General features: G+C 60.2%; 25 protein-coding genes. 12 read left to right on the top strand and 13 right to left on the bottom strand.

All coding sequences use genetic code 11. From position 1 onward, the window contains the following. Positions 1-45 precede the first annotated feature (45 nt). Complete coding sequence (locus ACJ8J5_RS09815; RefSeq protein WP_025302249.1) at positions 46-873, top strand: MurR/RpiR family transcriptional regulator; 828 nt, start codon at positions 46-48, stop codon at positions 871-873. Here the strand turns inward: ACJ8J5_RS09815 and ACJ8J5_RS09810 are convergent, their stop codons facing one another. Beyond that, on the bottom strand, positions 874-1,221 hold the full coding sequence (locus tag ACJ8J5_RS09810) for a DUF1294 domain-containing protein (protein WP_049208096.1): 348 nt from the start codon (positions 1,219-1,221) through the stop codon (positions 874-876). A gap of 150 nt (positions 1,222-1,371) precedes the next feature. Here ACJ8J5_RS09810 and ACJ8J5_RS09805 point away from each other — a divergent pair, with 150 nt between their 5' ends. Continuing rightward, positions 1,372-2,811 carry a DUF2867 domain-containing protein gene (locus ACJ8J5_RS09805; RefSeq protein ID WP_025302247.1) on the top strand — a complete coding sequence of 480 codons (1,440 nt, stop codon included), beginning with the start codon at positions 1,372-1,374 and terminating at the stop codon, positions 2,809-2,811. A gap of 158 nt (positions 2,812-2,969) precedes the next feature. Continuing rightward, positions 2,970-3,980: an NAD-dependent epimerase/dehydratase family protein gene (locus tag ACJ8J5_RS09800; RefSeq protein ID WP_004928393.1), complete on the top strand. Its 1,011-nt coding sequence runs from the start codon at positions 2,970-2,972 to the stop codon at positions 3,978-3,980. Here the strand turns inward: ACJ8J5_RS09800 and ACJ8J5_RS09795 are convergent, their stop codons facing one another. After that, positions 3,981-4,817 carry an N-acetylmuramoyl-L-alanine amidase gene (locus ACJ8J5_RS09795; protein WP_043137752.1) on the bottom strand — a complete coding sequence of 279 codons (837 nt, stop codon included), beginning with the start codon at positions 4,815-4,817 and terminating at the stop codon, positions 3,981-3,983. Between the two features lie 185 nt (positions 4,818-5,002). Here ACJ8J5_RS09795 and ACJ8J5_RS09790 point away from each other — a divergent pair, with 185 nt between their 5' ends. Then, positions 5,003-6,517, top strand: a complete 1,515-nt coding sequence (locus ACJ8J5_RS09790) for a DUF3300 domain-containing protein (RefSeq protein ID WP_414104581.1) — start codon at positions 5,003-5,005, stop codon at positions 6,515-6,517. Between the two features lie 49 nt (positions 6,518-6,566). On the opposite strand, the gene ACJ8J5_RS09785 is transcribed toward ACJ8J5_RS09790, so the two are convergent. After that, positions 6,567-6,890 (bottom strand): heavy metal-binding domain-containing protein, encoded by a 324-nt coding sequence (locus tag ACJ8J5_RS09785; RefSeq protein WP_004928400.1) that lies wholly within the window; start codon positions 6,888-6,890, stop codon positions 6,567-6,569. Between the two features lie 159 nt (positions 6,891-7,049). Here ACJ8J5_RS09785 and ACJ8J5_RS09780 point away from each other — a divergent pair, with 159 nt between their 5' ends. From ACJ8J5_RS09780 to artJ (ACJ8J5_RS09755), 6 genes are all read left to right on the top strand, one after another. Then, the gene (locus tag ACJ8J5_RS09780) at positions 7,050-7,592 is read left to right on the top strand and encodes a lipoprotein (RefSeq protein ID WP_049205965.1); all 543 of its coding nucleotides are present in this window, start codon (positions 7,050-7,052) and stop codon (positions 7,590-7,592) included. Between the two features lie 264 nt (positions 7,593-7,856). Further along, a complete protein-coding gene (gene artP / locus ACJ8J5_RS09775) occupies positions 7,857-8,585 on the top strand; it encodes an arginine ABC transporter ATP-binding protein ArtP (RefSeq protein ID WP_142590589.1) in 729 nt (242 codons plus the stop codon). A 32-nt stretch (positions 8,586-8,617) separates the two neighbouring features. Next, a complete protein-coding gene (artJ, locus tag ACJ8J5_RS09770; RefSeq protein WP_049295325.1) occupies positions 8,618-9,349 on the top strand; it encodes an arginine ABC transporter substrate-binding protein in 732 nt (243 codons plus the stop codon). Positions 9,350-9,358: 9 nt separating this feature from the next. Continuing rightward, on the top strand, positions 9,359-10,075 hold the full coding sequence (gene artQ, locus ACJ8J5_RS09765) for an arginine ABC transporter permease ArtQ (protein WP_025159684.1): 717 nt from the start codon (positions 9,359-9,361) through the stop codon (positions 10,073-10,075). Next, a complete protein-coding gene (artM, locus tag ACJ8J5_RS09760; protein ID WP_025302241.1) occupies positions 10,075-10,743 on the top strand; it encodes an arginine ABC transporter permease ArtM in 669 nt (222 codons plus the stop codon). The genes artQ and artM overlap by 1 nt, the downstream gene beginning before the upstream one ends. Positions 10,744-10,942: 199 nt before the next feature. Beyond that, positions 10,943-11,677, top strand: a complete 735-nt coding sequence (artJ, locus tag ACJ8J5_RS09755) for an arginine ABC transporter substrate-binding protein (protein ID WP_015377297.1) — start codon at positions 10,943-10,945, stop codon at positions 11,675-11,677. A 32-nt stretch (positions 11,678-11,709) separates the two neighbouring features. Here artJ (ACJ8J5_RS09755) and rlmC read toward each other — a convergent pair whose 3' ends face one another. The 9 genes from rlmC to ACJ8J5_RS09710 form a co-directional block, all read right to left on the bottom strand. Next, on the bottom strand, positions 11,710-12,840 hold the full coding sequence (rlmC, locus tag ACJ8J5_RS09750; RefSeq protein ID WP_197811397.1) for a 23S rRNA (uracil(747)-C(5))-methyltransferase RlmC: 1,131 nt from the start codon (positions 12,838-12,840) through the stop codon (positions 11,710-11,712). 69 nt (positions 12,841-12,909) lie between these two features. Further along, positions 12,910-13,389 (bottom strand): YbjO family protein, encoded by a 480-nt coding sequence (locus ACJ8J5_RS09745; RefSeq protein WP_042706209.1) that lies wholly within the window; start codon positions 13,387-13,389, stop codon positions 12,910-12,912. Between the two features lie 104 nt (positions 13,390-13,493). Then, positions 13,494-14,339, bottom strand: coding sequence for a putrescine ABC transporter permease PotI (potI, locus tag ACJ8J5_RS09740; protein ID WP_025302238.1), 846 nt, complete (start codon positions 14,337-14,339; stop codon positions 13,494-13,496). Then, positions 14,336-15,298 carry a putrescine ABC transporter permease PotH gene (gene potH / locus ACJ8J5_RS09735; RefSeq protein ID WP_038629107.1) on the bottom strand — a complete coding sequence of 321 codons (963 nt, stop codon included), beginning with the start codon at positions 15,296-15,298 and terminating at the stop codon, positions 14,336-14,338. The genes potI and potH overlap by 4 nt, the downstream gene beginning before the upstream one ends. 24 nt (positions 15,299-15,322) lie before the next feature. Then, entirely contained in the window at positions 15,323-16,456 is a 1,134-nt protein-coding gene (potG, locus tag ACJ8J5_RS09730; RefSeq protein ID WP_043137773.1) for a putrescine ABC transporter ATP-binding subunit PotG, read from the bottom strand. A gap of 122 nt (positions 16,457-16,578) precedes the next feature. Then, positions 16,579-17,688 (bottom strand): spermidine/putrescine ABC transporter substrate-binding protein PotF, encoded by a 1,110-nt coding sequence (potF, locus tag ACJ8J5_RS09725; protein ID WP_043137777.1) that lies wholly within the window; start codon positions 17,686-17,688, stop codon positions 16,579-16,581. A gap of 406 nt (positions 17,689-18,094) precedes the next feature. After that, positions 18,095-18,574 carry a YbjN domain-containing protein gene (locus ACJ8J5_RS09720; RefSeq protein ID WP_004938666.1) on the bottom strand — a complete coding sequence of 160 codons (480 nt, stop codon included), beginning with the start codon at positions 18,572-18,574 and terminating at the stop codon, positions 18,095-18,097. A gap of 136 nt (positions 18,575-18,710) precedes the next feature. Next, positions 18,711-19,613, bottom strand: a complete 903-nt coding sequence (rimK, locus tag ACJ8J5_RS09715) for a 30S ribosomal protein S6--L-glutamate ligase (RefSeq protein ID WP_334273931.1) — start codon at positions 19,611-19,613, stop codon at positions 18,711-18,713. Between the two features lie 54 nt (positions 19,614-19,667). Next, complete coding sequence (locus ACJ8J5_RS09710) at positions 19,668-19,982, bottom strand: YbjC family protein (protein ID WP_025302233.1); 315 nt, start codon at positions 19,980-19,982, stop codon at positions 19,668-19,670. 230 nt (positions 19,983-20,212) lie between these two features. On the opposite strand from ACJ8J5_RS09710, the gene ACJ8J5_RS09705 reads away from it, so the two are divergent. Next, the gene (locus tag ACJ8J5_RS09705) at positions 20,213-20,476 is read left to right on the top strand and encodes a GrxA family glutaredoxin (RefSeq protein WP_004938676.1); all 264 of its coding nucleotides are present in this window, start codon (positions 20,213-20,215) and stop codon (positions 20,474-20,476) included. 39 nt (positions 20,477-20,515) lie between these two features. Here ACJ8J5_RS09705 and ACJ8J5_RS09700 read toward each other — a convergent pair whose 3' ends face one another. Continuing rightward, positions 20,516-20,905, bottom strand: a complete 390-nt coding sequence (locus ACJ8J5_RS09700; protein ID WP_025302232.1) for an inner membrane protein YbjM — start codon at positions 20,903-20,905, stop codon at positions 20,516-20,518. A 294-nt stretch (positions 20,906-21,199) separates the two neighbouring features. Here ACJ8J5_RS09700 and ACJ8J5_RS09695 point away from each other — a divergent pair, with 294 nt between their 5' ends. Next, complete coding sequence (locus ACJ8J5_RS09695; protein ID WP_043137785.1) at positions 21,200-22,888, top strand: aspartate:alanine antiporter; 1,689 nt, start codon at positions 21,200-21,202, stop codon at positions 22,886-22,888. The last annotated feature ends 193 nt before the right edge of the window (positions 22,889-23,081 follow it).

Below are 23,081 nucleotides of genomic sequence, written 5' to 3'. Positions count from 1 at the left end.
GCGTCTTTCCGCCACAATAGAAACGGGAATACTCAGAAAGGTAACGTGATGAATACAGGCAACTTGTTATTGCGGCTGCGGCAGGATTTGGCGGGGTACAGCCCCACGCTGCAAAAGCTCGGCAACTATCTTCTTGCGGAGCCTTCCCGCGCCGTTTACCTGACCATCACCGAACTGGCGCGTGAAAGCGCCACCAGCGAAGCCAGCGTCACACGGCTGTGCCGCCATCTCGGCTGCAAAGGCTATACCGAATTTAAAATGGCGCTGGCCCTCAGCTTGCAACAAAGCCAGCCGGAAGCGGCGACGCGCCAAAGCGCGGCGGAAAATTTGGTGGAAGAGAGCGTACAGGCGCTGCGGGATACCGGCGCGCTGTTGGATCCGCAGGCGCTGCAACAGGCGGCGGATAGCCTGCAACGTTGTGCTTCGGTGCAGATTTACGGCGTCGCCGCCAGCGCCATCATCGGCGACTTCCTGCACTACAAGCTGTTGCGCCTCGGCAAACCGGCGCAGCTGTTCAGCGACATGCACCGGGCAGCGATGAATGCAGCCTCGCTGAGTGAGCGGGATCTGCTGATCGTCATCTCCAGCTCCGGCTCAACCAAGGACGTGCTGCATGCGGTGACGTTGGCCAAAGGGCGCGGCGCACGCGTGATCGCCGTCAGCAATACCCAACGCAGCCCGCTGGCCAAGATGGCGGATACGCTGCTGGTGGCGGCTAAACCGGAAGGGCCGCTGACCGCTGGCGCCCTGCCGGCCAAGGTCGGCGCCATGCTGCTGGTGGAGTTGATGATCGCCGAACTGACTCAGCGCGATCCCGCCTACGCTCAGGCGATGCAGGCCACCGCCAGCGCGACTCTGCCGCTGCTGCTGTAATCAGAAGATCCAGCGGCCGTAAACCCAGTACCACAGCCCCAGCACCGCCGCCAGATTGAGCGCCACGCTGAGGATGAACCAGGTTTTAAACGGCTGCTTCTGGGTTTTGTGGCGAAACAGCTGCTGTGCCGCCAGTGCGCCCAACCAGCCGCCCAGCGCGCCGAACAGCAACAGCGTCGCCTCCGGCACCCGTCGCCACCCTTTGCGCGCCGCCAGCTTATCGCCGCCGTAGATCAGAAACGTCAGCAGGTTGGCCAGCACCAACCACATCCACACCGGATGCGGCGAGAACAAACTGGCGATCAGCGCCAGACCCAGCAGGGCGTAACAAATCACATTGAGCTTCATGGCATCCGGTTTTTCGTGCGATAAGGGGCGCGTAGTGTGAACCTGCGTCAGGATGGATGCAACCGACTTATACCCATACAAAATGTGCATTTAAACCCTGAATTTGGCATCCTGTCGTTCTGCCAATCCTCTACCGCACAAGGCGGCCCGATGACACCCCAACGCGTACTGGTTCTTGGAGCCAGCGGCTATATAGGCCAGAACCTGATCCCGCACCTGATCGAACAGGGGCACCAGATTACCGCCGCCGCGCGGCGCATCGAGTGGCTGCAGGAGCAGAACTGGCCGCAGGTCAACTGCCTGTATGTCGATCTGTACCGCCCGGAAACTCTGAGCGCGGCGCTGTGGGAAATCGATACGCTTTACTATCTGGTGCACGCGATGGGCGACGGCGACGACTTTATCGAGAAGGAACGCCAGGCGGCGGAAAACCTGCGCGACGCGCTACGCAATGCCTGCGTCAAACAGGTGATCTTTCTCGGCGCGCTGCAGCCGAACGACGACAGTTCGCCGCACCTGGCGGCCCGCCGCCTGACCGGCGAGATCCTGCGCCAGAGCGGTGTGCCGGTGACCGAGCTGCGCGCCGGCATCATCGTCGGCCCCGGTTCGGCGGCGTTCGAAGTGATGCGCGACATGGTCTATAACCTGCCGGTGCTGACGCCGCCGCGCTGGGTGCGCTCGAAGTCCTCGCCGGTGGCGCTGGAGAACCTGCTGGTTTACCTTGCCGATCTGCTGGCGCACCCGGCGGAGGAACACCGCATCTTCGACGTCGCCGGGCCTGAATACCTCAGCTATCAGGATATGTTCAAACGCTTTATCGCCATCAGCGGCAAGCGGCGCTGGCTGATCCCGATCCCCTTGCCGACGCGACTGATTTCAGTGTGGTTCATCAGCCTGATCACCTCGGTGCCGACGCCGATCGCGCGCGCGCTGATCCAGGGCCTGAAGCACGATCTGCCCGCCGACGGCAAACCGTTGCAGGCCCTGATCCCGCAACGTCTGCACACCTTCGATCAGGCGGTCACCGCCACGCTGCAGCGCGAACTGGAGGTGGTCGATTCCGCCGACTGGGGCTACGATCCGGCGGCGCGGGCCCGCTGGCGCCCCGGCTACGGCTATTACCCGAAACAGGCGGGGTGTTCGCTCGACACCGCCGCTTCCAGCCAGGCGCTGTGGCAAACGGTGCAGCAGTTGGGGGGCGAGGAAGGCTATTTCTACGCCAATATCCTGTGGCGGATCCGCGCCCGCATGGACGACATGATCGGCAACGGCGTGGTCTATGGCCGCCCGGCGCGCGCGACCCTGGCGCTGGGTGACGAGATTGACGGTTGGAAAGTCATCACGCTGAAACCGCTGCGGCAACTGGCGCTGTTGTTCGGCATGAAGGCGCCGGGGCTGGGGCGGCTGAGCTTCACCATTACCGATCGCGGCGATCGCCGCACGCTGGACGTGCGCGCCTGGTGGCATCCGGCCGGCTTCAGCGGGCTGCTGTATTGGTTCGCCATGATGCCCGCACACCTGTTCATTTTTCGCGGCATGGCGAAGCGCATCGCGACGTTGGCCGAGAACCTGGACCGCCAACAGCGCTGAATGCCGTTCATTTGTCGATCAACCGCACAGTTTGCCGCTGTGCTTCGGGGCTTTCCGATTGCATAGCGCACGAAATCACGGAAGAATGGCATCTTATTTGCTGGGAGCGCCGCAAGCGCCCGCCGGTATTCCGATTTTGGGTGAGAATAGAGTCCGTTATGAAGGTATTGGTCACCGGTGCCACCAGTGGGTTAGGCCGTAACGCCGTTGAATATCTGCGCCGCCAGGGCATCAAAGTGCGCGCCACTGGCCGCAACCAGGCGATGGGCGGCCTGCTGGAAAAAATGGGCGCTGAGTTCATTCATGCCGATCTCACCAACCTGATCTCTTCGCAGGCCAAAGCGATGCTGGCGGACGTCGATGTGCTGTGGCACTGCTCCAGCTTTACCTCGCCCTGGGGCACCGAAGAAGCCTTCGAACTGGCCAACGTCCGCGCTACCCGCCGCCTCGGCGAATGGGCGGCGGCCTATGGCGTGGCGCAGTTCATTCACATCTCTTCCCCGGCGATCTATTTCGACTACCACCATCACCGCAACGTAACCGAAGACTTTCGCCCGCAGCGTTACGCCAACGAGTTCGCGCGCAGCAAGGCCGCCGGCGAGCAGGTGATCCAGCAATTGGCGCTGTCCAATCCGCAGACCCATTTCACCATTTTGCGCCCGCAGGGCCTGTTCGGGCCGCACGACAAGGTGATGCTGCCGCGGTTGCTGCAGATGATCAAACGCTACGGCAACCTGCTGCTGCCGCGCGGCGGCGCGGCGATGGTGGACATGACCTATCTGGAGAACGCGGTGCACGCCATGTGGCTGGCGACGCTAAAAGAAGATACGCCGTCCGGCCGCGCCTACAACATCACCAACCAGCAGCCGCGTCCGCTGCGCACCGTGGTGCAGCAGTTGATCGACGATTTGGGCATGAAGTGCCGCATCCGCTCCGTCCCCTACCCGATGCTAGACATGATGGCGCGCGGCATGGAGCGCCTGGGCAGCAAAAGCGAAAAGGAGCCGGTGCTGACCCACTACGGCGTCGCCAAACTCAACTTCGACCTCACGCTCGATACCACCCGCGCGCAGCAAGAGCTGGGCTATCAGCCGATCGTCTCGCTGGAAGAAGGCATCGCGCGCACCGCCCGCTGGCTGAAAGATCACGGCAAACTGCACGGCCTGTAATCAACGCGCCGCGCCGTACTTCACCAGCAGCGCATCGATAATCGCCTCACTCTCTGCATCCGGCTTACCGCGAACATCGTCGGGCCGGAAATGCATCTGAAATGCCGCCAGCACATTGCGCTGCTGCCGCGCATCCCACGACGGGTCGATCGCGTAGCCGTAACGCGCCAGCTTTTCGAGCAGCGGCGCCATCGGTACCGGCGCATGGCGATCGCGCCCCGCCAGCAACCGCTGCACGTCCCGTTCATCCGGCCAGGCGCCGATGCCGGCCTGCGCCAGCTGCCGCCAGGGGAACAGCGGGCCGGGATCCTGTTTGCGCTGCGGCGCGATGTCGCTGTGCCCCACCACGTCCTGCGGCTGAATGCCATAGCGTTGGATGATGTCGCGGCTCAGCGGGATCAGCACGGCGATCTGCTCCGCCGTATAAGGCTGCCAATGGGTGAACAGCATGCTGCGGGTGAATCCCTTGTTGACGATTTCGATGCCGATCGAGGTGTCGTTGAGGTTGCTGCGGCCGCGCCAGGCGCTGGCGCCGGCATGCCAGGCGCGCATCGCTTCCGGCACCAGCCGATACACCGTCGGTTTGCCGTGTTCGCGCTGCGGGTGCGCCGGCAACAGGTAGTGTGCGCTGACGTGTTCATCGGTCAACGTTTTCAGCGATGAATGAAAGTCTTCCGCCGTATAGTGCATCACCAGAAACCGAATGCGCTGATCGGCGCCCTGCGCCTGATGCAAGGTTTCGAGCTGGTAAGCGCCACGATCGACGAGCGTGTCCTGCTGCGGATTTTGGCATCCCGCCAACAGCGCGGCGGCGATGATCCCTGGCCAAATTTTCACTTATCCTCCTGATTGACGTCCGTGAGATGTAACGCGACGCGATTGACCTGTATCCAATCATCACGTTCGTCGAGAAATGATGACAGACAACGCCGATGTGCAAGCGAGTGTTGCTCCCGACTGGCGGCCTTTCCCGCCCATGATAGTCTCAAAGTATCATCTGCGCCGAAAGAGCGGAGTCGAACATGTTGACGCCACGCTATCTGTCCTGGTTGCTCTGTGCCGCCATGCTGCCGCTCAGCGGCTGCGATCGGCAAAAAGTCGCTGACGCGATGGGGGCAAGCGCACCGTCCCCGGCCGCGCCCATCGCGAGTGCCAGTACGCCGGCCTACACGCCGCTGACTGCCGACCAGCTGTACCAGTTGGTCAGCCCGGTGGCGCTGTTCCCCGACAAGCTGCTGGCGCAGGTGTTGGCCGGCGCGGGTTATCCTGACCAAATCAACACCGCGGATGCCTGGCTGGCGCAAAACCGCGGGTTGCAACCGGCGGCGCTCAGCTCGGCGGCCGACGCTCAGCCCTGGGATCCCAGCGTGCGCGGCCTGGTGCAATTCCCCGACGTGCTCGATCAAATGGCGAAAAACATCCCCTGGACCACCGCCCTGGGCAGCGCCTACCTGAACGATCCCACCGACGTGATGAACGCCATTCAGGTGATGCGTCAACGGGCGGCCAGCCAAGGCACGCTGAAAAACACCCCGCAGCAGCGCATCGTCGTGGCCCCCACCACCCGTTACGTTGAGCAGCAGCCCTATCGCCAGCGCGTGGTAGCGGCGCCGGGCGAAACCATCGTCATCGAACCCAGCCAGCCGGATACGGTTTACGTCCCACATTACGATCCCTGGGTGGCCTACGGCACGCCGATCCCAGCCTATCCGAGCTATCGGTATCAACCTTCGGGCTACAGCGGCGGCGACATGTTGGCGGCCGGCGTGATCAGCTTCGGTGTCGGCATTGCGGTCGCCTCATTGTTCAATCAGCACAACAGCGGCTGGCACAACTGGGATATGCGCTGGGACGATCGACGCCAACCGGTGGTCTACCGCGATGCGCCCTACGTATCGCATTCCACCACCGTGGTGAATCGCGTCACCAACATCAATCAATATAACAACGTGAACAATGTGAATCGCAGCACCCATACAGTGAATAACTACAACAATACGACCGCCGCACCGACGCCGCATTTCAACCCGCCGACGCCTAACGCGCAGCCGCGCGTCGCGCCTGCGGCCCATGCGCCGATGACCCTGCCGACCTTTGCGCACACCCAGCCGGTAGCGGCCGCGCCGCACGTGCAACAATCGGTCAACGCGCCCCATGTACAGCAGCCGATGAGCATGCCAACGTTCACGCATGCCGCGCCGGCAGCGCCCCACGCGCAGCAGCCGATGGCCGTGCATGCTGCGTCGGTACGGACGCCTCCGATGCAGACCGCCGCGCCAGTGCATCAATCCGCCGTGCGGCCACAGGTTCAGGCCGCGCCGCACGCTGCGCCGCCGATAGTTCGTGAACCGGCAGCGCCACAGCATCCGACGATAGAACGCCCGTTGGCAGTGCCGCAAGCGCGCATCATGCCGCATCCAGCCCCGGCGCCGCAGATCCATCAGCCGCCCGTTCAGCCGATGCCGCATCGCCAAGCGCCGGCGCCGGTGAAACCGCAGGAACACCGCCCGATCGTCGAGCAGCACAAGGTGGGATGAACCTACAGGATGTCGCCCCGGCGGAACGGCCGGGGCGCAGGGAATGGCGTTAGCGGCTGACTTTCACCGCGGTGCCGCTGACGGTCACCATCAGCATGCTGCCGTCTTTACCTACGGTTTCATAATCGATATCAATGCCGACCACCGCGTTGGCGCCCAGCTCTTTTGCCTGATCTTCCAGCTCTTCGAACGCAATCAAGCGCGCCTTGCGCAGCTCTTTCTCATAAGCGCCCGAGCGGCCACCGACGATATCGCGCACGCCGGCGAAGAAATCACGAAAAATGTTGGCGCCGAGGATCGCTTCGCCGGTGACGACGCCGCAGTATTCGGTGATGGTGAACCCTTCCAGGGTCGGGGTAGTTGAAAGCTGCATCAGAACTCCTTGTTTGATTAATTCAACGTATCTATGACCAGAAGATTGGCGTTATGTTCGCTTAATCAATGGCACGCAGTACGAATGCAAGGCCAAAAAACGCATTTATACTGTAAGCTATCGGTCTTCATGGTAGAGACTTTCACATAAGGTAATAAGATGAAAACAAAAACGATTGCGGCTGTTTTACCCTTAGCGCTGTTGCTGAGTGCCTGTACCACGGTGGAACCGGCATACAAGGATATCGGCACCCGCAGCGGCAGCTGTGTGGAAGGCGGCCCGGATACGGTCGCGCAAAAGTTCTATGACCTGCGCATCCAGCAAGGCTCCAGCCTGCCGGACAGCAACCGCCTGGCGCAGCTGCAGCCTTATCTGAGCAAAGTGCTGTATCAGGATCTGGTCAGCGCCGCTCAAAATCCGGGCAAGCATCAGATAACCGGCGATCTGTTCTCCGGCAATGCGCAAGGGCCAAGCAGCGCCTCCGTCGCCAGCGCCTCGACCATTCCTAACACCGATGCGAAAAATATTCCGCTGCGCGTCGACTTAAGCTATCAAAAAGACGCCAACAGCACCGTGAACTGGCAGGACGAAGTGCTGATGGTGCGCGAAGGTACCTGCTGGGTGGTTGATGATATTCGCTACCTGAATGTTCCAGCACATGCCACCAACGGCAGCGTGCGCCAGGTGCTGGAAAACCAGTAACCCGCGATACCCCGGCCGACGCGGGCTTGCCGCGTCGGTCATCCCCGCCGTCAGTCAACAGCTCAAATTTCGTCCAATAGAAAAAATTTCGCTACCGATATCACAGCCTGCGCCACAAATCCCCTCCCTCGGCCTGAGTCGCGGTATCTTGTGCTAATCTTTTACTTTCCCGCCGCACACTCATAAATTTTAACGCACAAAGATTGCATAAGTATTCTGTGGAAGTTAACATTTGCGGCATCAATGTCTATTCAATTCTGGCGCATGAGTATTCAACTTAACGGTATCAATTGCTATTACGGCGCTCACCAGGCGCTGTTTGACATCACGCTGGATTGTCCAGCTGGGGAAACCCTGGTGCTGCTTGGCCCAAGCGGCGCCGGGAAAAGCTCATTGCTGCGGGTGCTAAACCTGCTGGAAATGCCGCGTTCGGGCCAACTGCAGATCGCCGGTAACCAATTCGACTTCAAACAGGCGCCGGGCGAGAAAGCCATTCGCGAACTGCGTCAAAACGTCGGCATGGTTTTCCAGCAATACAACCTGTGGCCTCACCTCACTGTGGTCCAGAACCTGATCGAGGCGCCTTGCCGCGTACTGGGTCTGACCAAAGCTCAGGCGATGGAGCGCGCCGACAAGCTGCTCAAGCGTCTGCGCCTGACCGACTTCGCCGATCGCTTCCCGCTGCACCTTTCCGGCGGCCAGCAGCAGCGCGTGGCGATCGCCCGCGCCCTGATGATGGAACCGCAGGTGCTGCTGTTCGATGAACCGACTGCGGCGCTGGATCCGGAAATCACCGCTCAGATCGTTAGCATCATTCGCGAACTGGCCGGCACCGGCATCACGCAGGTGATCGTCACCCACGAAGTGGAAGTGGCGCGCAAGACCGCCAGCCGCGTGGTGTACATGGAAAACGGCCACGTTGTGGAGCAAGGCGACAGCAGCCACTTTGCGCAGCCACAGACCACCGAGTTTGCCAACTACTTATCACACTAACAATTAACTTGCTGTAATTTGGGGATTTTGCGATGAAAAAACTAATAATCGCCGCCGTTCTGGCCGGCATCAGCGTTTCCGCCTCCGCAGCCGAAACCATCCGTTTCGCTACCGAAGCCTCCTATCCTCCATTTGAATTTATTGACGCCAGCAACAAGATTCAGGGTTTTGATGTCGATCTGGCCAACGCACTGTGCAAAGAGATGCAGGCCGAGTGCACCTTCACCAACCAGGCGTTCGACAGCCTGATCCCTAGCCTGAAGTTCAAGCGTTTCGATGCGGTCATGGCCGGCATGGACATTACGCCAGAACGTGAAAAGCAGGTGCTGTTCACTAAGCCGTACTACGATAACTCGGCGCTGTTCATCGCGCAGAAAGGCAAAATCGCCGACGTGGCGGCGCTGAAAGGCAAGAAGGTGGGCGTGCAAAACGGCACCACCCACCAGAAATACCTGACCGACAAGCACCCGGAAATCACCACCGTGCCTTACGACAGCTACCAGAACGCCATTTTAGATCTGAAGAATGGCCGCGTTGATGCGGTGTTCGGCGATACCGCGGTGGTCAACGAGTGGCTGAAGCAGAATGACGCGCTGGCGGCAGTGGGCACCAAAGTGACGGATAAAGACTACTTCGGCACCGGCCTCGGCATCGCGGTGCGCCAGAAGAATACCGATCTGCAGGGCAAGTTCAATGCCGCTCTGGACAAGATTAAGCAGGATGGGACCTATGAAACCATCTACAAAAAATGGTTCCAGCAGTAATACGCCCCGATGAATGAATTACAACCTTTAGCAAGCGCCGCCGGCATGACCGTCGGCCTTGCCGTTTGCGCCCTGATCCTCGGGCTGATTCTGGCGATGCTGTTCGCCGTATGGGAATCGTCCCGCTGGAAAGCGGTCAGCTGGCTCGGCACCGCCTGGGTGACCGTGCTGCGCGGCCTGCCGGAAATCCTGGTGGTGCTGTTTATCTATTTCGGCTCGTCGCAGTTGCTGCTGATGCTCTCCGACGGCTTTACCCTCAACCTCGGTCTGTTCCAGTTGCCGATTCAGTTGGCGATAGACAATTTCGAAGTCAGTCCGTTCCTGTGCGGGGTGATCGCTCTGGCCCTGCTCTATTCCGCCTACGCTTCGCAGACGCTGCGCGGCGCGCTCAAAGCGGTGCCGCAGGGGCAGTGGGAATCCGGCCAGGCGCTGGGACTGGGCAAGGCGGCGATCTTCTTTCGCCTGATCATGCCACAGATGTGGCGCCACGCCCTACCCGGCCTCGGCAACCAGTGGCTGGTGTTGCTGAAAGACACCGCGCTGGTGTCGCTGATCAGCGTGAACGATCTGATGCTGCAAACCAAGAGCATCGCCACCCGCACCCAGGAGCCTTTTACCTGGTATGTGATCGCGGCGGCCATCTACCTGCTGGTGACGCTGTTCAGCCAATACGTCATCAAACGCATTGAGCTGCGCGCCACGCGCTTTGAGCGGGGGCCGGTCTGATGATTGAGTATTTACCGGAAATCCTCAAAGGGCTGCACACCAGCCTAACCCTGACCGTCGCCGCGCTGATCGTCGCGCTGCTGCTGTCGCTGCTGCTGACGGTGATCCTGACGCTGAAAACGCCGATCCTGACGCCGCTGGTCAAGATCTACGTGACGCTGTTCACCGGCACGCCGCTGCTGGTGCAGATCTTCCTGATCTACTATGGCCCCGGCCAGTTCCCGGCGATCCGCGACTACCCGTGGCTGTGGAACCTGCTGTCGCAGCCCTGGCTGTGCGCGATGATTGCGCTGGCGCTGAACAGCGCGGCCTACACCACGCAGCTGTTCTATGGTGCGGTGCGCGCCATTCCCGCCGGGCAGTGGCAGTCGTGCGAAGCGCTGGGCATGTCGCGCCGGCAAACGCTGCGCATCCTGTTGCCGTTCGCCTTCAAACGCGCGCTATCGTCTTATTCCAACGAAGTGGTGCTGGTGTTCAAAAGCACCTCGCTGGCCTACACCATCACGCTGATGGAAGTGATGGGCTACAGCCAGCTGATGTATGGCCGCACCTACGACGTCATGGTGTTCGGCGCCGCGGGCCTGGTGTACCTGTGCGTCAACGGCCTGCTGACGCTGCTGATGCGGCTGGTGGAGCGCCGCGCGCTGGCGTTTGAGCGCCGCAACTGAGACCGCCTCTCCCCATGAGCCCCGCCATCGTGCGGGGCTTTTTTTATCTCTGCAGCAATATTTAATCATTTATATTGCATTTTAATTCACTCAATGGCAGGGTTATCAGCAGGCGCACACGCAAAAAACTCTGGCGATTACCAGTAAAAACAAACGATAGCGAATAATCACTTTCAGGATCCAGACAGGAGCTCTACGCATGAAAAAACTGCTGCTTGCCGCGACGATGTTGGCCGGGATGACCTTTAACGCCACCGCGGCCGAGACCATCCGCTTCGCCGCCTCCGCCACCTACCCGCCGTTCGAATCGCTGGACGCCAACAACCAGATCGTCGGCTTCGATATCGATCTGGCCAACGCGCTGTGCAAACAGATGCAGGCGCAGTGCACCTTCACCAACCAGGCGTTCGACAGCCTGATCGCCGCGCTGAAATTCAAGAAATACGATGCGGTGATTTCCGGTATGGACATCACGCCGGAACGCAGCAAACAGGTCGCTTTCACCCAGCCTTACTACGCCAACTCGGCGATCGTGATCGCGCAAAAAGGCAAGTTCAGCTCGCTGGCGGATCTGAAAGGCAAAAAGCTCGGCATGGAAAACGGCACCACCCACCAGAAATACATGCAGGACAAGCACCCGGAGATTAACACCGTCTCTTACGACAGCTACCAGAACGCCATTCTGGAGCTGAAAAACGGCCGTATCGACGGCGTGTTCGGCGACACCGCCGTGGTGAACGAGTGGCTGAAAACCAACCCGCAGCTGGCGCCGGTCGGCGAGCACATCACCGATGCACAATACTTCGGCACCGGCCTCGGCATCGCGGTGCGCCCCGACAACCAGGCGCTGCTGGCCAAGCTGAACGCCGCGCTGGACGCCATCAAGGCCGACGGCACCTACAAGGCCATCAACGACAAATGGTTCCCGCAATAAGCAATAAGGCCCGGATAACCGGGCCTTATGTTTTATAAACGCCGCACCAGCAGCGTCAACACTTCGTAGTGCGCGGTATGCGGGAACATGTCGAACAGCTGCACCCGTTCGATGCGGTACCCCGGCAACGTCTCGATATCTTTCGCCATGCTCTCGGCGTTGCAGCTGGAATAGAGAATATAGTCCGGCGCCATCCGGCTCAGGTAGTCGCACAGCGCCTGGCCAATGCCGCGCCGCGGCGGGTTAACCAGCACCAGTTGTGGCACCTGGCCTTCGGCGGTGGCGAAGCGGGTGGAGTCGAGCGCCTGAAAATCTACGTGCAACAACCCTAACCGCTGCGCCGACTGGCGCGCGCAGGCGATCGCTTCCGCGCTGATTTCGATGCCGGTCAGCCGCGTTTGCGGCTGCGCGCAGTGCAGGCCGAAACCGCCGACGCCGCAGAACAGATCCCACATGCTGTCGATACCCAGCGCGCGCACCCAGTCGCGGGCGGTGGCATACAGCTCGGCGGCCACCTGCGGGTTGGTTTGGAAGAAGCTTTGCGGGCGGATGAACAACGGCACCTGATTGAACTGTTCCTCGAGCGCCTGCTGTTCGGTCAGCGCGATCTCGCGCTCCCCTTCCATGATCGCCATGTGCACCGGCTGAATATTGGCGGAGATCACCTTGAGCTGCGGCAGCTGCTGCTGCAGCCACGGCAGCGCAGCGCGCAGCTGCGCCAGCTTGGTTTCCGAGCGCAGCACGAAACGCAGCATCACGCCGCCGTCGAGCGTGCTTTCGGTCAGCAGCAGGTATTTCAACTCGCCGCGTTTGCGCGCCACGTTATACGGCGTCAGGCCGGCGCGGGCGATGAAGCTTTTCAGCACCGCAAACATCGGCGCAAAGCCGGCGGGATACAGCGGGCAGTCGCTCAGATCGACCGGCGTGCCGTCGCGGTGCAGCATGCCGAGCAGCGGGCGCTCCACGCTGCCGCTGACCACCATCTTGGCTTTATTGCGAAATGCGCTCAGCTCCCCCGCCATCGGCTGCAGCCACTGCGCGACGTCGCGCCCGGCCAGCAGCGAGTGCAGGTGATGCTGTTTGTCGGCCAGTTGCTGCGGATAGGGCTTTTCCAGCCACTGACAGGAACGGCAGGTGCCCGCCGTATACAAAGCGCAATGCATGAAGATTACCGTGAAGTTCAGGATGACGAATTAAGGGCGCAGAGTTTACCACTCCGCGCGCCTAAAATCTCACTTGCGCGCGGTGAAGAAGCGGCGGCTGGCGGCAGGAACGAACAGCAACGCCAGGATCACCGCGTCGGGGATCTTTTGCAGGATCAGAACGTGCAGGATTTGGCCGCTGGTTTCGCCCTCCACGGTGAACACCTCGGGGAAGACGCTGCCGATGGTGGCCAACAGCAGATAAAGCACCACGATGCACTGGCAGACCACATAGCCCCAGCGCCCCCAGTTGCGGCCGCGCATCACCGCAAAGCCGCAGCTGATTTGCAGGCACAGCAGCATCAGGCCGGCCAGAAAGATAAAGGTAGAATCCCACGCCTGCGCGCTGGTGTTGACGAACTCCTGCGCGCCGTCGACGCCCAGCTCACCCAGCAGCAGCACCACACTGATACACTTGATCGCCACCATGGCGGTGCCCGCCACCATCACCGGCACCGGCGCATCCGAAGTCGATCTCATTCCCTGCCCGCTTTTCAGCATGTCTGACATATCCGTGTTCCGCTACGACGCGCCACCAATACAGATGGCGCATGTAAAGTCAGGTAGTTAGTTGCAATACTTATTGATTGCAAAAATAGCAGGTTTGTTACGATTCAGCTACGGGCCGCCCGCTGCAATTCACGCGATCGCTGTTTTTCCGAGCGCGCCATAAACCACCAGGCGATCAGGCCGAGAATGCCCACCACCAGCAGGATCAGGCTGGCCAGCGCATTGATTTCCGGATTCACCCCCATACGCACGCTGGAGAACACCAGCATCGGCAGCGTAGTGGCGCCCGGGCCGGAGACGAAGCTGGCAATCACCAGATCATCCAGCGACAGGGTAAACGCCAGCATCCAGCCAGAGATCAGCGCCGGCGCAATCATCGGCAAGGTGATAACGAAGAACACCTTCAGCGGCGGCGCCCCCAGATCCATTGCCGCCTCTTCAATCGAGCGATCCACCTCGCGCAGACGCGAGCTGATCACCACCGCCACATAAGCGGTACAGAAGGTGACATGCGCCAGCCAGATGGTGAACATGCCGCGCTCCGACGGCCAGCCGAAAGCGTGCCCCATCGCCACGAACAGCAGCAGCAGCGACAGGCCGGTGATCACGTCCGGCATCACCAGCGGCGCAGTCAGCATAAACGCAAAGCCGGTCGAACCGCGAAAGCGGCCGAACCGCACCATCACCACGGCGGCGATGGCGCCCAGCACCACCGCGGCGGTGGCGGAGGCGGCGGCGATGGTCAGGCTGAGCCCCACCGCGCTGATCATCGCCGAGTCGTGAAACAGTTCGGTATACCAGCGCGTGGACCAGCCGGCCCACACCGTCACCAGCTTGGAACTATTAAAGGAGTAGATCACCAACATCAGCATCGGCGCATACAGGAAGGTAAAGCCGACCGTCAGGATGGCGATGCGCCACGGTGAACGCACTACCGGCAAGTTGTTCATTCCTGCCCCCCCATTTCCTTGTTCTGGTGTTTGTGAAACCACAAAATTGGCACGATCAGCAACAGCAGCATGATGGTGGCGACCGCCGAAGCCACCGGCCAGTCGCGGTTATTGAAGAACTCCTGCCACAGCACGCGGCCGATCATGATGCTGTCTGGCCCACCGAGCAGCTCCGGGATCACGAACTCCCCTACCGCCGGAATGAATACCAGCATCGAACCGGCGATGATGCCGCCGCGCGTCAGCGGCACGATTACGCTGAAGAAGGTTTTCAGCGGCCGGGCGCCCAGATCCAGCGACGCCTCCACCAGCGAGTAATCCAGCCGGATCAGTGCCGTGTAGATCGGCAGCACCATAAACGGCAGGTAGGAATAAACGATGCCGATATACACCGCCAGGTTGGTGTGCAGGATCACCAACGGTTGGTCGATCACCCCCAGCCACATCAGAAAGTTATTCAGAATGCCGTTGTTTTTCAGGATCCCCATCCAGGCATAGACGCGGATCAGGAACGAGGTCCAGGAAGGCAGGATCACCAGCAGCAGCAGAATGTTGCGGGTCGACGCCTTGCTGTGGGCCACCGCCCAGGCCAGCGGATAACCGATGATCAGGCAGCACAGCGTCGAGACCGCCGCCACGCGCAGCGACTGCAGATAGGCGTCGATATACAGCGGATCGTCGGTCAGTTGCAGGTAGTTGGCGAAGTTGAGCGCGATGTTCAGCTTGCCGTCCACCCAGCTCATCAACTCGGTGTAAGGCGGCACCGCCAACGCCAGCTCCGCCAGGCTGATCTTGAACACGATCAGGAACGGCAGCATGAACAGCAGCGTCAGCCATAAATACGGCAATGCGATCACCAGCTTGCGGCCGTGAGCCATCAGCAGGCGGTGGAACAGCGCCTTGAGGGTGCCGGGCGTTTTGGCCGGCGGCTCCGGCGTGCGTTCAGAAAGCAGGGTCATATGGGTTACTCCTCAGCGGCTCCGCTACACCGTCAACACGACACAGCTGTCGGTTTCCCAGCACAGACGCACTTCATCGCCCCAGGTGGGCATCCCCTTGCGGAAACGGTGGCCGTTTTGCAGCTGGGCGCTGATAATCTGCCCGCTGTGCAGCTTCACGTGATAAATAGACAGATCGCCCAGGTAGGCAATGTGCGCCACTTCCCCTACCGCGAAGTTGCAGCCGTCTTCCGGCACCTGTTCGCACAGCAGGATCTTTTCCGGCCGCAGCGCGACCTGGATCGGCACGCCGTCCACCACCGAGGCGTCCGGATCTACTTTGATCGCATGGCGCAATCCTGGGCTTTGCAGGATCAGCGCATCGTCGTGGCGCTCCTGCAATACGCAGTCGAAGACGTTGACCGAACCGATAAATTCGGCGCTGAAGCGGCTATTCGGATGCTCGTAGATCTCTTCCGGCTCGCCGATCTGCACGAACTTGCCACGGTTCATGATGGCGATGCGCCCCGCCATGGTCATCGCCTCTTCCTGATCGTGCGTCACCATCACGCAGGTGACGCCGACGCGCTCGAGAATATCGGTCACTTCCAACTGCATGCGATCGCGCAGCTTCTTGTCCAGCGCGCCCATTGGCTCATCCAGCAGCAGCAGCTTGGGCCGCTTGGCCAGGCTGCGCGCCAGCGCCACCCGCTGCCGCTGGCCGCCGGAAAGCTGGTGCGGTTTGCGTTTGGCGTACTCCTGCATGTGCACCAGCGCCAGCATTTCCGCCACCCGCTCGGCGATTTCTGCCCGCGGCATTTTGTCCTGCTTCAGGCCGAAGGCGATGTTCTGCTCTACCGTCATGTGCGGGAACAGCGCGTAAGACTGAAACATCATGTTGATCGGCCGCTGGTACGGCGGCACGTGCGACATATCCTGCCCGTCGAGCACGATCTGCCCTTCCGTCGGCTGTTCAAAGCCGGCCAACATGCGCAGTAAGGTTGACTTGCCGCAGCCAGACGGCCCAAGCAGCGCAAAGATCTCGCCCTTGTAGATGGTGAGGCTGACGTCTTCGACCGCATTCTGCCCGTCGAAGGTTTTGGTGAGGTTACGGATTTCCAGCAGAGGGGTGAAGACCTTCTGCGACTTGGCTTGAGGACGAGGGATGGCGTCGTTCAATCGGGGTGCTCTCCGGCGTAAAGCGGCACAAAACCACGGCGAGTGCCGTGGCCCAAAACAGCAGTGCAGGCGGGGAGCGCCCGCCTGCCGGTTTACCGACGATCGGGGGTATCCCCCCATCATCACTTCCCGCTTTTAACTTTAGTCCATGCGCGGGTAATGACACGATCCAGCTTCGGCGACTGCACGTTGAGCGTGAACAGCTTGGCGCGCAGATCGGCCGGCGGATAGACGTTCGGGTTCTCGCGCACCTCGGCCTTCACCAGCGGCGTGGAATCTTTCACCGCATTGGCGTAATAGACATAGTTGCTGATGCCCGCCATCACGTCAGGTTTCATCAGGAAGTTCAGGAACTGGTACGCGGCGTCTTTGTTCTTGGCGTCCGCCGGCATGGCGAACATGTCGAAGTAGGTCAGCGCCCCTTCTTTCGGGATCGCATAGGCCACGTTCACGCCGTTCTTCGCCTCTTTGGCGCGGTTGGCCGCCTGCATCACGTCGCCGGACCAGCCGATCGCCACGCAGATATCGCCGTTAGCCAAATCGTTGATGTACTGTGAAGAGTGGAAGTAACGAATGCTCGGCCGCAGCTTCAGCAGCAGATCGTTGGCCGCGCCGGTATAGTCCGCCGCATTGGTGCTGTTGGGATCCTTGCCCAGGTAGTGCAGCACGGTGGCGTAAACCTCACTCGGCGCATCGAGGAAGGAGACGCCGCAGCTTTTCAGCTTCTCGAGGTTTTCCGGCTTGAGGATCAGATCCCAGCTGTCGACCGGCGCGTCTTTGCCTAATGCCGCCTTCACCTTGTCGACATTGTAGCCGATGCCGGTGGTCACCATCAGGTATGGGATGCCGTATTTGTTGTCTTTGTCATTATGTGCAACCAGCTTCAGCATCTCGGGATCGAGATTCTTGTAGTTGGGCATTTTGCTCTTGTCGAGCGGCTCGAAGATGCCGGCCTGCGACTGGCGCTCGAGGAAGTTGGATGAAGGAACCACCAGATCATAACCGGTGCTGCCCGCCATCAGTTTGCCTTCCAACACTTCGTTGGAGTCAAAGACGTCGTACACCACTTTGATGCCGGTTTCTTTCTGGAATTTGGCCAGGGTATCCGGCGCGATATAGTCGGACCAGTTATACACGTGCAGCGTTTTCTCTTCGGCTGACGCCGTGACGGACGCGGCCATCAACAGACCGGCAACCACACCCGATAACCACTTTTTACGTTGGGTGACCATCCGTAACTTCCTCCAAAACAGGGTAAATCATAGAATTGAACTTGTATCTGCAGCGATACAAAACCTTTCCTGATTGAGCGCAATCGTTGCAACCGCGAAATGAATGGCTATGCATATGATTGCATGCGCCTTTTTGCACTGCCCTGCTCGCGTGGTTACAAGGGAAATCGCAAGCCCTTTGCAGAATCAGCAGCATAGCCGCTGCCATCGCAACCCGCCAGCCCCCAGGGTAAAAAACGCCATTTATCGATTTTTTATGCAGTTTTTCTCTATGTGATACGCCATTAACGGCACAAAAGACGAGAAAGATCGGGCGGCAAAGGCCAAAGTGCAGAATATTTTATTGCGGAAGGGAATAACGGCAGCATGCCGCCGGAGCGACGGCATGCTTAAGGTACGGCGAGGATCAGTGCAGCATCGGCTGACGCACGGCGCCAGCGGGGATCTCTTCTTCGTCACCCATAAACAGCAGATCGTTCGCCCGCGCCTCGAGGATCACCATCGAGACCTGCTCTTCGCCCTGCTGCATGAAATGAGTGAACTGCTCGTAGGTGATGCCCACCGCCACGCTCAACGACTGGCAGACGATCAGCTTCGGCAGGTTGTCGTCCTGAATGTCGACAAAGGCCTTGATGGTCAGCGAACTGGCGTTGATCTGGCTCAGGTCCGCCACCAGCGGGATCAGCGCGGTCGGCTTCACCTCGGCCAGCGCGGAGAACAGGATGACGTTGTCCACCAGATCTATCTTGGCGTCGAACACGCCGTCGAAGTTCTGCATGTGCGGCAGGTGCAGCGCCTGGCAGGAATCGCACTCAAAGAAAGAAATGCCCGACTGATCCAGCCAGCGCCGCAACAGCGCCAAATCGGGGACAATGAGTGAATCCATAATAACCAGCCTCACAATATTCAAAACGCGAAAAGGCGCATAGCTTACGGAATATTCACCCGATACGCCACGATCAATGCGGCTTAATTCACTAATTAAGATATTGCTCGGCGGGAAAAGCGCAACGCGCGTACCGTCAGCCGCCCGATTTCAGGCGGAACCCCGGCCGGCCGCGCTGCTCGATGTATTCGATCATCATGCCGGCAATGTCCAACCCGGTGGTGGTCTCCACCCCTTCCAGCCCCGGCGACGCGTTGACCTCCATCACCAGCGGGCCGCGCTCGGCGCGCAGGATATCCACCCCGGCGACGTCCAGCCCCAGCGTGTTCGCCGCTTTGACCGCAATCGCCCGCTCCCTGGCGGTGATGGTCACTTTGCGGGCGGTGCCGCCGCGATGCAGGTTGGAGCGAAACTCGTCGGGCTTCGCCTGCCGCTCGATGGCGGCCACCACCCGGCCGCCCACCACCAGGCAGCGCACGTCGCGCCCCTGCGCCTCGCGCACGTATTCCTGCACCAGGATATGGGCATTCAACCCGCGAAAGGCGTCGATCACGCTTTCCGCCGCCTGGCGGGTTTCCGCCAGCACCACCCCGATACCCTGCGTGCCTTCCACCAGCTTGACCACCAGCGGCGCGCCGCCGACCAGCTCGATCAGGTCGCCAGTGTCGTCCGGCGAATGGGCAAAGCCGGTGATCGGCAGATCGATGCCCTGCCGCGCCAGCAGTTGCAGCGAACGCAGCTTATCGCGAGCTCGGGTAATGGCCACGGATTCGTTGAGCGGGTAGCTGCCAAGCAGCTCGAACTGGCGCAGCACCGCGGTGCCGTAAAAGGTGATGGCGGAGCCGATGCGCGGGATCACCGCGTCATAGCGTTCCAGCTGGCGGCCGCGATAGTGAATGGTCGGCGCCGCCGGGTTGATGTTCATATAACAGGAAAGCGGATCGATGATATCGATGCTGTGCCCGCGATCTTCCGCCGCTTCACGCAGCCGCTTGCATGAATAGAGCGTTCCGTCGCGAGAAAGAATGGCAATTTTCACTCGTCACCCCAAAAGCCAACGCCTGCCCGGCAGGCGGGTTAGCGGCCGCGGCACTCAGGCGCGCGGATCGCGGTCCTGATTATCTTTCGATGCATCCGCATCTCGCGGTTTGCGGCGATCGTTTTCCGGCGGCAACCCGCCGCGCATCAGCGGGCCAAAGCCCTGCACCACGCGCCACACCAGAAATGCCGCCGCCGGCACCATCAACGCCACGCCGAGGAAAATCATGCCGACCGCCGCCTGCTGCGATGCCAGCCAGCCAGGCAGCTGCAGGTGGCCGTGAATGCTGAGGTAGGCCAGCACCAACATCACGATACCCAGCCCTTCCAACACCAGCACCGGGCGTGGTAAGTCACCGAATGAACGCATATTTTTCTTCTCCAGAAGGTCTGCCCCCAGTGTAGTGAATTCCCGCCGACGGCGACAGCCCCGGCTGACTAATTGGTTACATGAATCAGATTAACAGGTAATTCCTGCTTTTTTTTCATGGCCTCAACGGGCATAGTAGGCGCCATCTGACGCAGGTAATGACTTTTTCGGTGACGGGATGTCGTTGCAATAGCGAACCATTTATTGAAAATCCAATTAAGGAGCGTTGCATGTTTGCAGTAATCTTCGGGCGTCCTGGCTGTCCTTATTGTGTCCGCGCTAAAGAACTGGCGGAAAAACTGACTGAAGAACGCGACGATTTCAACTTCCGTTACGTTGACATCCACGCGGAAGGCATCACCAAGGCCGATCTGGAAAAAACCGTCGGTAAACCGGTTGAAACCGTGCCGCAGATCTTCCTGGATGAGAAGCACATCGGCGGTTGCACCGATTTCGAAGCTTACGCCAAAGAACACCTGAACCTGTTCCAGTAAGTTTTTGAACGACAAAAAAGGCGCTTAACGCGCCTTTTTTTATTGCCGCTGCCGCCGGTGCAGCTGCTGCAGCGTCTGCAACAGGCCGAGGGCGAACAGCATCAGCATCGCGCCGAACACGCACCAGAACACCGCGCTGGTGGCATAAGCCAACTCCTGCCAGAACGAATAGGACGGCGTCAGCCAGAAGTGGCGGATCAGCAGGCACAGCGGCAGCGCATACAGCGCGCCAAGCAACGGGCAAAGCAGCCGCTTGCGGCTCGACAGATAGCTGGCGATCGCACCGGGGACCACGAACAGCAGCAGGCCGGTTTCCCCGTGGTGCTCATGATCCGTGCTGCCGAACAGGCCGGTTTGCTGGCCGAGAAACACCAGGCTGAACAACAGAAAACAGCTGAGAATGCCCAGCCAATATCGATAACTCGTCATGCGAATTCTCCCCCGCCCAATTACCGCATCAATAGAAATCGGTCCGGCCACCCGTGAGGTGACGCTGAACCGAATTTTTTCCTTGGTCAAAAGAGAGTTAAATGCGCACGGCGGCGCAGGAAATCAGCTTTCTGTGCTGGCTGTCATCGGTCATAGCGTCTAGAATGAACGCCGCCGAACGATGGTTCGCTTCGCTTTCTGCTGGTGGTGATTTATGACGTCGTTTTAAGGCTGAATTTATCTCTTATAGTTATCTATATCAAGCACTTACTGGTAAACAATAAGTTATCCTCCGTGAACATAAACGTCGCTAGTTTGTTAAACGGTAACTACATTCTGTTACTGTTCGTGGTACTCGCACTGGGGCTGTGCCTCGGTAAACTCCGTCTGGGCTCCGTCCAACTCGGTAATTCCATTGGCGTTTTGGTGGTTTCCCTGCTGCTCGGCCAGCAACACTTCGCCATTAACACCGAGGCGCTGAATCTCGGCTTCATGCTGTTTATTTTCTGCGTCGGCGTAGAAGCCGGGCCCAACTTTTTCTCGATTTTCTTCCGCGACGGCAAAAACTACCTGATGCTGGCGTTGGTGATGGTCGGCTCGGCGATGGTGCTCGCCGTCGGTCTCGGCAAGCTGTTCCACTGGGATATCGGCCTGACCGCCGGCATGTTGGCCGGCTCGATGACCTCCACGCCGGTGCTGGTGGGCGCCGGCGACACGCTACGCAACACCATCGTCAACGGCCCGGCGCTGCTGGCGGCGCAGGATCATCTGAGCCTGGGCTACGCCCTCACCTACCTGATCGGTCTGGTCAGCCTGATCTTCGGCGCGCGCTACCTGCCGAAGCTGCAACACCAGGACCTGTCCACCTCTGCCCAGCAGATCGCCCGCGAACGCGGCCTGGACACCGACAGCCAGCGCAAGGTCTACCTACCGGTGATCCGCGCCTACCGCGTCGGCCCCGAGCTGGTGGCCTGGGCCGACGGCAAGAACCTGCGCGAACTGGGCATCTACCGCCAGACCGGCTGTTACATCGAACGCATCCGCCGCAACGGCATTCTGGCCAACCCGGACGGTGACGCAGTGCTGCAGGTGGGTGACGAGATTTCGCTGGTCGGCTACCCGGACGCCCACGCGCGGCTGGACCCGAGCTTCCGCAACGGCAAGGAAGTGTTCGATCGCGATCTGCTCGACATGCGCATCGTCACCGAAGAGATCGTGGTGAAGAACAGCAACGCGGTGAACAAACGCCTGAGCCAGCTAAAGCTGACCGACCACGGCTGCTTCCTCAACCGCGTGATCCGCAGCCAGATCGAAATGCCGATCGACGACAGCATCGTGCTCAACAAAGGCGACGTGTTGCAGGTGAGCGGCGACGCGCGCCGGGTGAAGAGCGTGGCGGAGAAAATTGGCTTTATCTCGATTCACAGCCAGGTGACCGATCTGCTGGCGTTCTGCGCCTTCTTCATCATCGGCCTTTTGATCGGCCAGATCACCATACAGTTCAGCAACTTCTCGTTCGGCATCGGCAACGCCGCCGGCCTGCTGATGTCCGGCATCATGCTCGGCTTCCTGCGCGCCAACCACCCGACCTTCGGCTACATTCCGCAGGGCGCGCTGAACATGGTGAAAGAATTCGGCCTGATGGTGTTTATGGCGGGCGTGGGCCTGAGCGCCGGCGCCGGCATCGGCCACAGCCTGGGTGCGGTCGGCGGCCAGATGCTGATCGCCGGGCTGATCGTCAGCCTGGTGCCGGTGGTTATCTGCTTCCTGTTCGGCGCCTATGTGCTGCGCATGAACCGCGCCCTGCTGTTCGGCGCCATCATGGGCGCCCGCACCTGCGCGCCGGCGATGGAGATCATCAGCGATACCGCGCGCAGCAACATCCCGGCGCTGGGTTACGCCGGCACCTACGCCATCGCTAACGTGCTGTTAACGCTGGCGGGTTCACTCATCGTGGTGCTATGGCCGGGCATACTCGGCTGATCGATTAGCGGGAGAGATGGATCGGCGATAAAAATATTTTGATTTTTTTGTCGCCGGCCAGAACTTTCGTTGGGGGCCGCAGTCTGAATTAGTGCCACTGCTTTTCTTTGATGTCCCCATTTTGTGGAGCCCGATAATCCCGCCTTTTAGGTTCAAGATTATCGGGTTTTTTGTTGCCTGAAAAACGTATTAC

The organism is Serratia sp. CY43202 (assembly GCF_052168755.1).
Taxonomy (GTDB): Bacteria; Pseudomonadota; Gammaproteobacteria; order Enterobacterales; family Enterobacteriaceae; genus Serratia; species Serratia bockelmannii.
This window is presented reverse-complemented; position numbering and strand designations above follow the sequence as displayed.

Excerpts from the sequence above, each read along its gene's own strand:
- ACJ8J5_RS09805 (WP_025302247.1), top strand. The coding sequence starts at position 1,372 with ATGACACCCCAACGCGTACTGGTTCTTGGAGCCAGCGGCTATATAGGC.
- potI (WP_025302238.1), bottom strand. The coding sequence starts at position 14,339 with ATGAACAACTTGCCGGTAGTGCGTTCACCGTGGCGCATCGCCATCCTG.
- ACJ8J5_RS09710 (WP_025302233.1), bottom strand. The coding sequence starts at position 19,982 with ATGCGTTCATTCGGTGACTTACCACGCCCGGTGCTGGTGTTGGAAGGG.
- artQ (WP_025159684.1), top strand. The coding sequence starts at position 9,359 with ATGAATGAATTACAACCTTTAGCAAGCGCCGCCGGCATGACCGTCGGC.
- ACJ8J5_RS09785 (WP_004928400.1), bottom strand. The coding sequence starts at position 6,890 with ATGCAGCTTTCAACTACCCCGACCCTGGAAGGGTTCACCATCACCGAA.
- ACJ8J5_RS09800 (WP_004928393.1), top strand. The coding sequence starts at position 2,970 with ATGAAGGTATTGGTCACCGGTGCCACCAGTGGGTTAGGCCGTAACGCC.
- ACJ8J5_RS09745 (WP_042706209.1), bottom strand. The coding sequence starts at position 13,389 with ATGTCAGACATGCTGAAAAGCGGGCAGGGAATGAGATCGACTTCGGAT.
- rlmC (WP_197811397.1), bottom strand. The coding sequence starts at position 12,840 with ATGCATTGCGCTTTGTATACGGCGGGCACCTGCCGTTCCTGTCAGTGG.
- ACJ8J5_RS09700 (WP_025302232.1), bottom strand. The coding sequence starts at position 20,905 with ATGACGAGTTATCGATATTGGCTGGGCATTCTCAGCTGTTTTCTGTTG.
- ACJ8J5_RS09720 (WP_004938666.1), bottom strand. The coding sequence starts at position 18,574 with ATGGATTCACTCATTGTCCCCGATTTGGCGCTGTTGCGGCGCTGGCTG.
- potH (WP_038629107.1), bottom strand. The coding sequence starts at position 15,298 with ATGACCCTGCTTTCTGAACGCACGCCGGAGCCGCCGGCCAAAACGCCC.
- ACJ8J5_RS09810 (WP_049208096.1), bottom strand. The coding sequence starts at position 1,221 with ATGAAGCTCAATGTGATTTGTTACGCCCTGCTGGGTCTGGCGCTGATC.
- ACJ8J5_RS09780 (WP_049205965.1), top strand. The coding sequence starts at position 7,050 with ATGAAAACAAAAACGATTGCGGCTGTTTTACCCTTAGCGCTGTTGCTG.
- ACJ8J5_RS09790 (WP_414104581.1), top strand. The coding sequence starts at position 5,003 with ATGTTGACGCCACGCTATCTGTCCTGGTTGCTCTGTGCCGCCATGCTG.
- artP (WP_142590589.1), top strand. The coding sequence starts at position 7,857 with ATGAGTATTCAACTTAACGGTATCAATTGCTATTACGGCGCTCACCAG.
- artJ (WP_049295325.1), top strand. The coding sequence starts at position 8,618 with ATGAAAAAACTAATAATCGCCGCCGTTCTGGCCGGCATCAGCGTTTCC.
- potF (WP_043137777.1), bottom strand. The coding sequence starts at position 17,688 with ATGGTCACCCAACGTAAAAAGTGGTTATCGGGTGTGGTTGCCGGTCTG.
- artM (WP_025302241.1), top strand. The coding sequence starts at position 10,075 with ATGATTGAGTATTTACCGGAAATCCTCAAAGGGCTGCACACCAGCCTA.
- ACJ8J5_RS09705 (WP_004938676.1), top strand. The coding sequence starts at position 20,213 with ATGTTTGCAGTAATCTTCGGGCGTCCTGGCTGTCCTTATTGTGTCCGC.
- artJ (WP_015377297.1), top strand. The coding sequence starts at position 10,943 with ATGAAAAAACTGCTGCTTGCCGCGACGATGTTGGCCGGGATGACCTTT.